Origin of the sequence: Burkholderia sp. BCC1985 (assembly GCF_905339915.1) — a bacterium.
In the GTDB taxonomy this organism is placed as follows: domain Bacteria; phylum Pseudomonadota; class Gammaproteobacteria; order Burkholderiales; family Burkholderiaceae; genus Burkholderia.
The window spans coordinates 70617-82939 of sequence record NZ_CAJPGY010000015.1 but is presented as its reverse complement, the minus strand read 5'-3'; the positions used below and the strand labels follow the sequence as shown (position 1 = coordinate 82939).

The following is a 12323-nucleotide window of genomic DNA, read 5'->3' as shown; positions in this document are numbered from 1 at the left end:
CGCGGCAGCGTCGCCGCGCGGCGTTCGTGGGCGGGCCGGCGCGCGTGGCCCGCGGCCCGCATCGCTCAGAACTTCAGCATCATCCTGATGACCGCGGCGAAGCGCTTGCCGTAAGGCGGTGCGATCAGCCCACGGGTATTCAGACGCGCCTGCGTGAGCACGGGCTTCATCTTCGAGAACGTCACGAAGCCGTCGTAGCCGTGATACGCGCCCATCCCGCTCGCGCCGACGCCGCCGAACGGCAGGCTGCCGCACGCAATGTGCAGCAGTGCGTCGTTCACCGTCACGCCGCCCGAGATCGTTTCGCGCATCACGCGCTCGACCGTGCCGCCATCCTCGTCGAACAGGTACAGCGCGAGTGGCCGCGGCCGCGCGTTCACGTACGCGATCGCCTCGTCGAGCCGCTCGTACGGCACGAGCGGCAGCAACGGTCCGAAGATTTCCTCCTGCATCAGCTGCGATGCGGCCGGCACGTGCGTGACCGCGCACGGCACGAAGCGGCGTGACGCGGGATCGGACTGCGCGTCCGACAGCGGATGCAATTGCGCGCCTGCCGCCTGCGCGTCGGTCGCCAACTGCTGCAGCCGGGCGTAATGGCGCGGCGACACGATCGTCGTGTAGTCGCCGTTGGTCGACAGGTCCGGATACAGCTTCGCGAAGCGCGCTCGTGCCCGCTCGATGAACGCGGCTTCCATCCCGCGCGGCAGCAGCACGTAGTCGGGCGCGATGCAGGTCTGGCCCGCGTTCAGCGTCTTGCCGCCGATGATCGCGTCGACGGCCGCATCGAAGCGCGCATTCGGACCGACGATCGCCGGCGACTTGCCGCCGAGTTCGAGCGTGACGGGTGTGAGGTTGTCGGCCGCGGCGCGCATCACATGGCGGCCGACGTGCGTCGACCCGGTGAACAGCAGGTGATCGAACGGCAGCGCGCTGAATGCGGCGCCGATCTCCGCATCGCCGTTCACGACCGCGACGTGGTCGCGCGAGAAGGTCTTCGCAATCAGTTGCTCGAACAGCGCCGACGTGCGCGGCGTCAGTTCGGACATCTTGATGATCGCGCGGTTGCCGGCCGCGAGCGCGCAGATCAGCGGCCCGGCCGCGAGCAGGAGCGGATAGTTCCACGGCACGACGATGCCGACCACGCCGAGCGGCTGCGGCAGCACCTTCGCGCGCGCCGGCCGCAACCACTTGTTCATCGGCTTGCGGATGGGCTTCATCCAGCGCTTGCCGTGCTTGAGCGCATCGTCGATCTCTTCCTTCGCCATCCAGATTTCCGACAGCAGCACTTCCTGCTTCGCGCGATGCCCGAAGTCGGCGCTGATCGCATCGGCGAGCGCATCCGCGTGATCGAGCAGCATCGTGCGCAGCGCGCGCAGGTGCTGCGCGCGGGTGTCCCACTCCGGATACGGCGCGCGCAGGTAGGCCGCGCGCTGGTCGCGCAGCAGCGACGTCAGCGCATCGACCGACGGCGCCGTTTGCGGGGCCAGTTCGGGCAGGTCGTTCTTCATGTCGTCTACTCCAGTTGGGCGTGGCACGTCGGCCAGCAGTCAGGCCGCACGTACCCGCTCGGCGAGCGTGGTGGGGCGGGTCGGGATGGCGCGCGTCGCGCGGCACGGGGCCGGATGCAATGCACGGTCGAAAACAGGGTGCAACGTGCGGCAAGCGTCGTATCCGCGCGACGGTATTCGTGTTCGAAAACGGGATCGCCCGGGGTGCGCGTACGGCTCGCTGCGACTTCCGAATGGTGCGCGATCGCGAATTGCCGATGCTTGCCGGCGCACCGAAGCGGCATCGCGCGATGCGCGCGACGATGCATGAATCGGCAGGGCGAACCGCACATGCGACGCGCCGTTCAAACGGTCGGCGATACGCGGCGTCGTTCGATTTCGACCGGCCGCGCGCACGGTGTTGCACGTCACCGCCAAGGCACCCGTTTGAAATGAAATGCGGGCCGCGCGCGGTGCGTCCGGGCAACCCGGTCGGCACGCGGCCTGCAGTACGTCGCGCTGCATCGTCGTCTCCCCAGTTTCGCGACGGCGCGGCTTCTGGCGGCCGCTGCATCGCGTCGAATTCATCGATACATCTTAAATTTAGTTCACGCGGGCGTTTAGAGGAATCGCTCTTGAATCGGCGTGCCGCGCGCGCGACGGCCATTCCTACAATGCCCGAACATTACAAGCGGGAGCCGGGCCGCGCCGGGTGCCGTTCATGACACGAAGGAGACGTGACATGCAATACGACTACATCATCGTCGGCGGAGGATCGGGCGGGTCGAGCCTCGCGAGCCGCCTCGCCGATGCATGCCCCGACGCGACGATCGCGTTGATCGAGGCCGGTTCGCACACGGCGCGCAACCTGCTCGTCAACATGCCGGTGGGGATCGCGGCGCTCGTGCCGTTCAAGCTCGGCACGAACTACGGTTACGAAACGGTGCCGCAGCCGGGCCTCGGCGGCCGCCGCGGCTACCAGCCGCGCGGACGCGGAATGGGCGGCTCGAGCGCGATCAACGCGATGATCTACACGCGCGGCCATCCGGGCGACTACGACGAGTGGGCACAACTCGGTGCGACGGGCTGGGGCTGGCAGGACGTGCTGCCGTATTTCCGCCGCGCGGAAGGCAACGCGCGCGGCGCCGACGCCTGGCACGGTGCGGACGGGCCGCTGACGGTGTCCGATCTGCGCTTTCGCAATCCGTTCTCCGAACGATTCATCCAGGCCGCGCACGCGGCCGGTTATCCGCTCAACGACGACTTCAACGGCGCGACGCAGGAAGGCGTCGGCTTCTATCAGGTCACGCATCGCGACGGCTCGCGCTGCAGCGTTGCACGTGCGTACATCTACGACCGCGACCGGCCGAACCTGCATGTGATCACCGATGCGACGGTGCTGCGCGTGGGCTTCGACGGCAAGCGCGCGGTCGGTGTGGTGGTGTCGCGCGACGGACGCGTCGAGACGCTCGGCGCGCGCGCGGAAGTGATCCTGTCGGCCGGCGCGTTCAATTCGCCGCAACTGCTGATGTGCTCGGGGATCGGGCCGGCGGAACAACTGCGCCGGCACGGGATCGCGGTCGTGCAGGACGCGCCGGATGTCGGCACCAACCTGATCGACCATATCGACTTCATCATCAACACGCGCGTGAATTCGTCGGAGCTGGTCGGCATCTGCCTGCGCGGGATCGCGAAGATGACGCCGGCGCTCGCGCGCTATTTCTCGAGCCGCACGGGGATGATGACGAGCAACGTCGCGGAGGCCGGCGGCTTCATCAAGAGCGATCCGTCGCTCGATCGTCCGGACCTGCAACTGCATTTCTGCACGGCGCTCGTCGACGATCACAACCGCAAGATGCACTGGGGCTTCGGTTATTCGCTGCACGTGTGCGCGTTGCGCCCGTTCAGCCGCGGCACGGTCGCGCTCGCGAGCGGCGATGCGCGCGACGCGCCGCTGATCGATCCGCGTTTCTTCAGCGATACGCGCGATCTCGACCTGCTCGTGCGCGGGGCGCAGGCGATGCGCCGGATCCTGTCGCAGGCGCCGCTCGCGTCGCAGGGCGGGCGCGAGCTGTACACGCGCGCGGGCCAGAGCGAAGCCGAGCTGCGCGCGACGATCGTCGCGCACGCCGACACGATCTATCACCCGGTCGGCACCTGCCGGATGGGCTCGGATGCGCGCGCGGTCGTCGATCCGCAACTGCGCGTGCGGGGCGTCGAAAGGCTGCGGGTGGTGGATGCGTCGGTGATGCCGACGCTGATCGGCGGGAACACGAATGCGCCGTCGGTGATGATCGGCGAACGCGCGGCGGACTTCATCGTCGCGGCGCGCCGGGGCGGCGTGCCGCGCGGCGAGGCGGCCGCGGCCGCGCACGGCCGCTGAGCGGCACATGCCGGCACATACCGGCACGCGAGCGACGCGATGCTCAGGCGAACGTATCGACGAGGCCCGCGCGGCTCACGGTGGCGGCGGCCGATGCGGATTGCGCGGCGTCGAGCGGTGCGTCGACGGCTGACGATCCGGCGCGCGCGCGCGGCGACGACCGGCCGCCGGCGAAGCTTTGCTGCGGGTTCTGCTGCTGCGACGCGAAGCCGCCGTCGCTGACCGTCGCGCTGCCCAGGCCGAGCCCGCCCGCTTCCATCGCCTCGCGCAGCTTCGGCAGCGCGGCTTCCACCGCGTCACGCACCTGTGCGTGCTGCGATACGAACAGTGCATGCGCGTGGTTGTCCGCGACGCGCAGCACGACCTGCAGCGGGCCGAGGTCCGGCGGGTTCAGCGTCAGCTCGGCGCTCTGCTGGTGCGCATTCGACAGGAACACGACCTTCTGGCTCAGCGCATCCGTCCAGTCGGCGGTGCCGACGTGCGGGGCCAGCACGTGCGGGTTGGCCGCGGCGATCGTGCTTGCGGCGGGCGATGCCTGGAGGTTCGCCTGGGCGGCTGCCGCAGCCGTGGCGGCGGCAGCGACCGTTGCGTCGGCGGCCGGGCTGGCGGTTTCTTCGGCGGCCGCGAATGCATGTTGCGCGGCGGGTTGGGCCGTTGCGCCGGCCTGCAGCGCCGGTGCGGCGGCCTGCGTGGCGGGCTGCTGCGTCGCGGGCGCGCCTTTCGCGTCGGCGAGCGCGCGGTCGAACGTCGGGACCTTCGGCGCCAGCGGGGCGGCGGCCGAGGCCGACGTCGTCGCTGCCGGTGCGGGCGCTGCGGCCGCCGCCGCGCCCGCCGCCGCGCCCGTCGCGGGCATCGCGATCGCGCCCGCGCCGCCGGTCAGCTTCGCGAGTGCGGTCTGCAGCGCGTCGCGACCCGGCGCGGGGGCAGCCGGCTCGGCGGCCGCATCCTTGCCGGCATGATTCGTCAGCGCGGCCGTGGCGTCGGGCTGGCCGGACACGGCCGTCGTCTGCGCGGCAGTGGCGGTGCTGTCGGCATCGGCCGGCGCCGCGTCGTTCGTGCGAGCCAGCAGCTGCGCCTGCACGGCGGCGGCCGCTGCGAGCGCGGCGGCGTCGGGATTGGGCGTCGCGTTCGCGTCGTCGGTCGGCTTGTCGTCGCCCGTGCCGGACGGCTTCGTGCCGGCGGCCAGCGTCGCCGACACCTGTTTCGTCGTGGCGTCCGGCTTGCCGGCAGTCGCCACGTCGTGCCGCGTGTCGACGCTTTGCTTCAGCGTCTGCGCGAACGGCACGGCGGCCGGGCTGGCGGCGGCATCGTTGCCGTTGGTCTTGCCGGCGGCGGCCGACGAACCCGCGTCGCGGACGGCCTTGAGTGCGGTGCCGGCGGTGTCGAGCAGCGCGCCGAGCAGGGGCAGGGGAGGCATGACGATTCTCTCGTTCGAAAGCGGTGAGCGGCTACGCCGAGCGGGCGGCGTCGGCCCGCATGCGCAGGATCTTCGCGGCGTGTTCGTCGGCGTCGCGCTGTTCGCGCTTCGCGGTACGCTGCGCTTCCTGCGCGACGCCGCGCGCCTGCAGGATTTCGTAGGAGCCGACGGTGCGTTTCTTCTGTTGCCAGTTCGGGCGCGCCTCGTCGATGCGGCGTTCAGCTGCGGCCAGCACGTTGCGCTGCTGCGCGATCGCAGCGTCGAGCGTGTCGATGAACGCCTGGAAATTGCGCCAGTTGGCGGCCGGCATCCCGCTCTGCGCGGACTGCGCGAAGCGTGCGTGGTATTCGTCGCGATAGCGCAGCAGCGCATCGAGCTGCTCGGCGGCCGCGGTGCGGTCGCGCTGCGCGGTGCCGAGCTGCTTCGCGGCCGTGTCGAGATCTTCCTGCGCGCGGTCGAGCAGCAGTTGAAGGGGAAAGCCGTGTGCCATCGGGATCAGCCTCCGTGTACGTCGAACAGCGCATCGAGCGCGGCGAGGCTCGATTCGAACGGTGCGCATTCGCGAAAGCCCTGCTGCAGGAACGATTCGATGCGCGGGTAGAGCGCGATCGCGCGGTCGAGCTGCGCGTCGCGGCCGGGCGCATAGGCGCCGACCGCGATCAGGTCGCGATTGCGCTGGTAGCGCGACAGCATCTGCTTGAACTGCCGAACGCGGTCGAGATGCGGTTCGTCGATCAGCGCGGTCATCGCGCGGCTGATCGACGCCTCGATGTCGATCGCCGGATAGTGGCCGGCCTCGGCGAGCGCGCGCGACAGCACGACGTGGCCGTCGAGGATCGCGCGCGCCGAGTCGGCGATCGGGTCCTGCTGGTCGTCGCCTTCGGTCAGCACCGTGTAGAACGCGGTGATCGAGCCGCCGCCTTCGGGCCCGTTGCCGGTGCGCTCGACGAGCGCGGGCAGCTTCGCGAACACCGACGGCGGATAACCCTTGGTCGCGGGCGGCTCGCCGATCGCGAGCGCGATCTCGCGCTGCGCCATCGCGTAGCGCGTCAGCGAATCCATCAGCAGCAGCACGTGCTTGCCCTGGTCGCGGAAATACTCGGCGAGCGACGTCGCGTAGGCGGCGCCCTGCATCCGCAGCAGCGGCGACACGTCGGCCGGCGCCGCGACGACGACCGAGCGCGCGAGCCCGTCCTCGCCGAGGATCTGTTCGATGAATTCCTTCACTTCGCGGCCGCGTTCGCCGATCAGCCCGATCACGATCACTTCCGCGCTGGTGTAGCGCGCCATCGTGCCGAGCAGCACCGACTTGCCGACGCCGGAACCTGCGAACAGGCCCATCCGCTGCCCGCGGCCGACGGTGAGCAGGCCGTTGATCGCGCGCACGCCGACGTCGAGCACGTGGTGGATCGGCTCGCGATCGAGCGGGTTGATCGACGGCGCGGACAGCGGCGCATCGACCTTCGACCCAAGCGGGCCGAGGCCGTCGAGCGGGCGGCCCGACGCGTCGACGACGCGCCCGAGCATTTCCCAGCCGACCGGCAGCCGCTTGGCGCCCGCGAGCGGATCGGCGACGGGCGCGGCCTCCAGCGGCCATACGCGCGCGCCGGGCAGGACGCCGGCGACGTCGGTGGTCGGCATCAGGAACAGGCGATCGCCGGAGAACCCGACGACTTCCGCTTCCGCGTGCGGCAGCGTGCTGCCGGGCGGCAATTCGATCGTGCATTCGGCGCCGACCGACAGGCGCAGCCCGATCGCCTCGAGCACGAGGCCCGCGGCGCGCGTGAGGCGCCCGCACGGCCGCAGCGGCAGCGCGCGGTGGCTGCGTGTCGCGAGCCCGTTCAGGTGCGTGCGCCAGTGCGCGAGATGCGGATTGTGCGGCGCGCGCGGCGTGTCGCAGGCGGCCTCCGTCGCGTGTGCCGGCGCGTCGTGCGCGGTGTCGTGCGGACCGTCGGGGCCGAACGACGCGAGCGCGAGTTCGCGCTCGAGCGGCGTCATTCCGTCGTGCAGGATCGATTCGGGCGTGGGCGTCACCATGCGCTCACCTTGCCGATCGCGGCGGCGACGCGCTGCCAGCGGGTGGGCAGCGTCGCGTCGACCTCGCCCGTCGCGGCGTGCGCGCGGCAGCCGCCGCGCTCGATCGACGCGTCGGTGCGCACGTTCCAGCCGAGCGTATCGAGCTCGTCCTGCAGATAGGCTTCGACGACGGGCAGGTCGGCCGGATTCACCGCGAGATGCGGCGCGCCGGACAGCGCCGGTTCGGCGGCGAGCACGTCGCGCACCGCCGCGACGAGCGCGGCCGGATCGTGCTTCACGTGCTGGCGCACGACCTGCTGCGCGATGTCGAGCGCGAGCTGCGCGAGGTCGGACGCGAGATCGTGCTCGATGCTCGACACGGCTTCGCGGAACGACGCGGCGAGCGCCGCGAGCTGCGCGGCCTGTTTGCGGGCTTCGGCCTGGCCGGCTTCGAAACCCTGCTCGCGGCCCTGGTCGAAACCGGCCTGATAACCCAGCGCCTGGCCTTCGACGTGACCGGCCGCATGGCCTTCGGCATGCGCGGCGTCGCGCACGCGCTGCAGGTCCGCGGCGAGCGCGGCGGCGGCCGCTGCGGCAGTGTCGGGCGGCGGCGGGGGCGGCGGCGGATCGAACGACGCCATCTCCCACCGCTGGTACGCGGTGAGGGTGCCGGCGGGCTCGCGCGCGGAATCAGACATACGCGTCTTCCGCCTTGCCGCCGATCACGACCTGGCCGCTTTCGGCGAGATTGCGCACGATCTGCAGGATGCGGCGCTGCTGCGTCTCGACTTCGGACACGCGCACCGGGCCGCGCGCGTCGAGATCCTCGGCGAGCAGTTCGGCCGCGCGTTGCGACATGTTCGCGAGGAACTTCTGGCGCAGCGCGGGCGGCGCGCCCTTCAGCGCGATGATCAGCGTTTCCGACTCGACTTCCTTCAGCACCATCTGGATCGCGCGATCCTCGAGGTCGAGCAGGTTCTCGAACACGAACATCTGGTCGATGATCTTCTGCGCGAGCTCCGCGTCGTACTGGCGCACGCTTTCGAGCACGCCTTCCTCATGATTGCTCGTCATGAAGTTCAGGATCTCGGCCGCGGTGCGGATGCCGCCCATCGGGCTGCGCTTCAGGTTGTCGCTGCCGGACAGCAGGCTGGTCAGCACGTCGTCGAGCTCGCGCAGCGCGGCCGGCTGGATGCCGTCGAGCGTCGCGATCCGCAGCAGCACGTCGTTGCGCAGCCGCTCGGTGAAGCACGATGCGATCTCGGACGCCTGGTCGCGGTCGAGATGCACGAGGATGGTCGCGATGATCTGCGGATGCTCGTTCTTGATCAGTTCGGCCACCGCGCCCGAGTCCATCCACTTCAGGCCCTCGATGCCGCTCGTGTCGCTGCCCTGCAGGATCCGGTCGATCAGCACGCCGGCCTTGTCCTCGCCGAGCGCCTTGGTCAGCACCGAGCGGATGTACTCGCTCGAATCGAGCGACAGCGCGGTGTGCTGCTCGGCTTCCCTCGCGAACTCCTGCAGCACGTCCTCGACCTGCTCGCGCGTGACGTTCTTCAGCGCGGCCATCGCGGCGCCGATCTTCTGCACCTCGCGCGGCGCGAGGAACTTGAATACTTCAGCGGCCTCTTCCTCGCCGATCGACATCAGCAGCAGCGCGCTCTTGGTCAGGCCTTCAGCGTTCATCGGACACCCAGTTCTTCACGACGGTGGCGACGATCTTCGGATCCTGGCGGGCGATCGTGCGCGCGTAGTCGAGGTTGCGTTCGTAGCGGTTCTTTTCGTTCTCGAAGCCGAGCAGCAGCGCATCGGGCTCGTCGGCCTTGTCCGGGGCGGGCAGGCCGTCGAGCACGACCGCATCCTCCGGCGCCGCGAGCGCCGGCGCGGCCGGCTCGGGCGGCGGGAACGCGCGGCGCATCGCCGGGCGCACGAACATGAAATAGAGCGCCGCCGCGGCCGCCGCGATGCCGAGCCACTTCGCGGCTTCCTTCGCCATCGCGATCATGTCCGGCTGGCGCCACCACGGCAGGTCGGCGTACGGATCGCTCGCGGTCGAGAACGCGCTGTTCACGACGTTCACCGAGTCGCCGCGCTTCTCGTCGTAGCCCATCGCGTCCTTCACGAGCTGCTCGATCTGCGCGAGCTTCGCGGGTGGCAGCGGCTGCATCGTCACGTGGCCCTTCGCGTCGGCCACCGGCTGGTAATTGACGACGACGGCGACCGACAGCCGCTTCACGTTGCCCATCGGCTGCTCGACGTGGCGGATCGTCTTGTCGAGTTCGTAGTTGGTCGTCTGGTCCTTGCGGTCGCTGACGGGCGTCGACTGCGGCCCGCTCTGGCCGTTGCCGGCGACGATCGGCGCGGAGGCCGGCTGCGGCGGCGTGTTCGACAGCGCGCCCGGCACGCCCGAGGCGCCGCCCTGCGCGAGTTCGGTGGCCGTGCTGGTCTGCTGGCTGCGGATCGCGGTCTGCTGTGGCGAGGCGTTCGGGCCGTAGCTTTCCGAGGTCTGCTCGAGCCTGGAGAAATCGACGTCGGCGCTGACCTGCGAGCGCGCGTTGCCGGCGCCGAAGATCGGCGCGAGGATCGCGTCGATGCGCTTCTGCGTGTTGCGCTCGACCTGCTGCACGTACTTGAGCTGGCTCGCGTCGAGGCCGGAGGCCGACGCCGTCTGGGTCAGCAGGTTGCCGTCCTGGTCGACGATCGTCACGTTCTTGGCCGGCATGTCGGGCACGCCGGACGACACCATCCGCGTGATCGCCTGGACCTGGCCCTCGTCGAGCACGCGGCCCGGGTAGAGGTCGACGAACACCGACGCGCTCGGCGCTTCCTTGTCGCGCACGAACACCGACGGCTTCGGGATCGCGAGATGCACGCGCGCCGTTTTCACCGCGTTGATCGACTCGATCGTGCGCTGCAGCTCGCCTTCGAGCGCGCGCTGGTAGTTCACCTGCTCCGCGAACTGGCTGATGCCAAATTTCTGGTTGTCCATCAGCTCGAAGCCGACCGAGCCGCCCTTGGGCAGGCCCATCGCGGCGAGCTTCAGGCGCGTTTCGTGCACCTGGTTCGACGGCACCAGGATCGCGCCGCCCGCGTCGGCGAACTTGTAGGGAACGTTTGCCTGCTGGAGCGCGGTGATGATCGCGCCGCCGTCGCGGTCCGACAGGTTGCTGTACAGCACGCGATAGTCGGGCGCGCGGCTCCACAGCACGAGCGCGGTGATCGCGGCGACGGCGAACGCGACCGCGATCACGAACGGCAGCTTCGGGTTGCCCTTCATCCGCGAGATGCCGGGGATGCGTTCCGCGAAGCCGCCGAACCCGAAGTCCGCGCCGGCGCCGCCTGCTCCCGGCAACGCGGCGGCCGCGGTGGCGCCTGGCACCGGGCTGGCGAGGCCCGTGCGGGCGTCGGGGTTGATCAGCGAGTTGGCCTGCGAATCCATGCGTGGAGTTTCTCCGGAGCGGGACGACTGAGCCGCTCGGACGAGCGGACGGACAATGACACGATGCGATTATCGGGACCCGGGCGCGACTCCGATCGACCGAAAAGAGCGGGGTTTCCCCCGTACTTTCGCGGCTTTGGCGCGCGCCGCGCTGCTATCCTTTTTCGCGATCCGGCATGGTGCGCGTCGTGCGGCGCCGTCGGAAACGCCCGGTGTGCCCGGGTCTCATCTCTTACAGGTCTGGGGACAGCATGGCTGCCAACGTGAGCGGAATCGGTTCGGTGTTGCAACAGATGCAGGCGATGGCCGCGCAGGCGAGTGGCGGCGTCGGGAGCCCGGCGGCAGCGCTCGCCGGCTCGGGCGCCGCGACGGCCGGCACGTTCGCGAGCGCGATGAAGGCGTCGCTCGACAAGATCAGCGGCGACCAGCAGCACGCGCTCGGCGAGGCGCACGCGTTCGAGGTCGGCGCGGCGAACGTGTCGCTGAACGACGTGATGGTCGACATGCAGAAGGCCAACATCGGCTTCCAGTTCGGGCTCCAGGTCCGCAACAAGCTGGTGAGCGCGTACAACGACATCATGCAGATGTCGGTTTGACCCGCGGGCAACCGGCGACGGGCAACCGGCGACGGGCTTCCCGGGGCAGCCGCCCAGGCGAGCAGCCTGCCTGCCGCGCCGGCGGCCCGCGCACCTAAAGCTTTCCAATTCCGTTCCGATAACTCTGGAACGAGGCCGCGTCGTGCATCGCAAGGCGGCGGCCACCGCATAGCCAACGCATCACAAGGAGAAGCGCATGTTTTCCCCAGGACACGCTGGAGCCAGTGCGTACGCGCGTGTCGGCGTCGAGACGGGGGTGATGGGCGCCTCCCCGCACCGGCTGATCGCGATGCTGTATCAGGGCGCGCGGCAGGCCATCGCGCTCGCGCGCATGCATTTGCAGCAGGGCAACGTGTCCGCACGCGGCGAAGCGATCGGCAAGGCGATCGGGATCGTCGAGAACGGCCTGCAGGTGTCGCTGAATCGCGACGCGGGCGGCCAGATCGCCGAGCGCCTCGACGCGCTGTACACCTATATCGGCCGGCGCCTGCTGGAAGCCAACATGCACGCGAGCGACGCGATGCTGGTCGAGGTCGACGGGCTGCTCGCGACGCTCGAGGAAGCATGGACGGGCATCGCTCCGGAAGTCGCGCGCATGGCCGCGCAACAGGCGGCGGGCGCGGCGCGATGAATCTCAAGGCCGAATACTTCGCTCGCTACGAGGCGCTCGCGGCCGTATCCGGCCGCATGCTGTGCGCGGCGCGCGGCGCGGACTGGCGGGCGCTGCCGGAGTTGCAGGCCGAATTCCTGAGGCTCGTCGACGGATTGAAGGCGGCCGCTCCGGGCGTCGCGCTCGACGAAGCGGACCTCGGCCGCAAGCTCGCGCTGATTCGCCGCATCCTCGCCGACGACGCCGCGATCCGCGATCTCGCGAGCCCGGAAGTCGCGCGGTTGTCCGCGCTGTTCGAGGCGCGGCGCTCGACCGAGGTATTGACCGATCTCTACCGCGCTCGCGGATAGTGCCCGTTTGCCGGGGCGGCGGTAG

The 12323-nt window shown here is 70.2% G+C and carries 12 protein-coding genes; 4 read left to right on the top strand and 8 right to left on the bottom strand.

All coding sequences use genetic code 11. From position 1 onward, the window contains the following. Positions 1 to 65: 65 nt before the first annotated feature. Positions 66 to 1508, bottom strand: a complete 1443-nt coding sequence (locus U4Z31_RS17395; protein ID WP_044847857.1) for a coniferyl aldehyde dehydrogenase — start codon at positions 1506 to 1508, stop codon at positions 66 to 68. Positions 1509 to 1547: 39 nt separating this feature from the next. Beyond that, positions 1548 to 2012, bottom strand: coding sequence for a hypothetical protein (locus tag U4Z31_RS17390; protein ID WP_321810940.1), 465 nt, complete (start codon positions 2010 to 2012; stop codon positions 1548 to 1550). A 217-nt stretch (positions 2013 to 2229) separates the two neighbouring features. On the opposite strand from U4Z31_RS17390, the gene U4Z31_RS17385 reads away from it, so the two are divergent. Beyond that, the gene (locus U4Z31_RS17385) at positions 2230 to 3870 is read left to right on the top strand and encodes a GMC family oxidoreductase (protein WP_044847858.1); all 1641 of its coding nucleotides are present in this window, start codon (positions 2230 to 2232) and stop codon (positions 3868 to 3870) included. A gap of 43 nt (positions 3871 to 3913) precedes the next feature. Here U4Z31_RS17385 and U4Z31_RS17380 read toward each other — a convergent pair whose 3' ends face one another. From U4Z31_RS17380 to fliF, 6 genes are read right to left on the bottom strand one after another with little or no spacing between them, the layout of a single operon-like run. After that, a complete protein-coding gene (locus U4Z31_RS17380; RefSeq protein ID WP_321810939.1) occupies positions 3914 to 5287 on the bottom strand; it encodes a flagellar hook-length control protein FliK in 1374 nt (457 codons plus the stop codon). 31 nt (positions 5288 to 5318) lie between these two features. Further along, entirely contained in the window at positions 5319 to 5777 is a 459-nt protein-coding gene (gene fliJ / locus U4Z31_RS17375) for a flagellar export protein FliJ (RefSeq protein WP_321803196.1), read from the bottom strand. A gap of 5 nt (positions 5778 to 5782) precedes the next feature. After that, complete coding sequence (gene fliI, locus U4Z31_RS17370; protein WP_321803198.1) at positions 5783 to 7324, bottom strand: flagellar protein export ATPase FliI; 1542 nt, start codon at positions 7322 to 7324, stop codon at positions 5783 to 5785. Continuing rightward, the gene (fliH, locus tag U4Z31_RS17365) at positions 7318 to 8001 is read right to left on the bottom strand and encodes a flagellar assembly protein FliH (RefSeq protein ID WP_321810938.1); all 684 of its coding nucleotides are present in this window, start codon (positions 7999 to 8001) and stop codon (positions 7318 to 7320) included. Before fliH ends, fliI begins: the two co-directional genes overlap by 7 nt. Further along, positions 7994 to 8989 (bottom strand): flagellar motor switch protein FliG, encoded by a 996-nt coding sequence (fliG, locus tag U4Z31_RS17360; RefSeq protein ID WP_321810937.1) that lies wholly within the window; start codon positions 8987 to 8989, stop codon positions 7994 to 7996. Before fliG ends, fliH begins: the two co-directional genes overlap by 8 nt. Then, a complete protein-coding gene (gene fliF, locus U4Z31_RS17355) occupies positions 8979 to 10742 on the bottom strand; it encodes a flagellar basal-body MS-ring/collar protein FliF (protein ID WP_044849242.1) in 1764 nt (587 codons plus the stop codon). The genes fliG and fliF overlap by 11 nt, the downstream gene beginning before the upstream one ends. A gap of 251 nt (positions 10743 to 10993) precedes the next feature. On the opposite strand from fliF, the gene fliE reads away from it, so the two are divergent. From fliE to U4Z31_RS17340, 3 genes are all read left to right on the top strand, one after another. After that, entirely contained in the window at positions 10994 to 11338 is a 345-nt protein-coding gene (fliE, locus tag U4Z31_RS17350) for a flagellar hook-basal body complex protein FliE (RefSeq protein ID WP_044849241.1), read from the top strand. Between the two features lie 196 nt (positions 11339 to 11534). Beyond that, positions 11535 to 11969 (top strand): flagellar export chaperone FliS, encoded by a 435-nt coding sequence (fliS, locus tag U4Z31_RS17345; protein ID WP_044849240.1) that lies wholly within the window; start codon positions 11535 to 11537, stop codon positions 11967 to 11969. Beyond that, on the top strand, positions 11966 to 12298 hold the full coding sequence (locus tag U4Z31_RS17340; RefSeq protein WP_044849239.1) for a flagellar protein FliT: 333 nt from the start codon (positions 11966 to 11968) through the stop codon (positions 12296 to 12298). The genes fliS and U4Z31_RS17340 overlap by 4 nt, the downstream gene beginning before the upstream one ends. Positions 12299 to 12323: the final 25 nt, after the last annotated feature.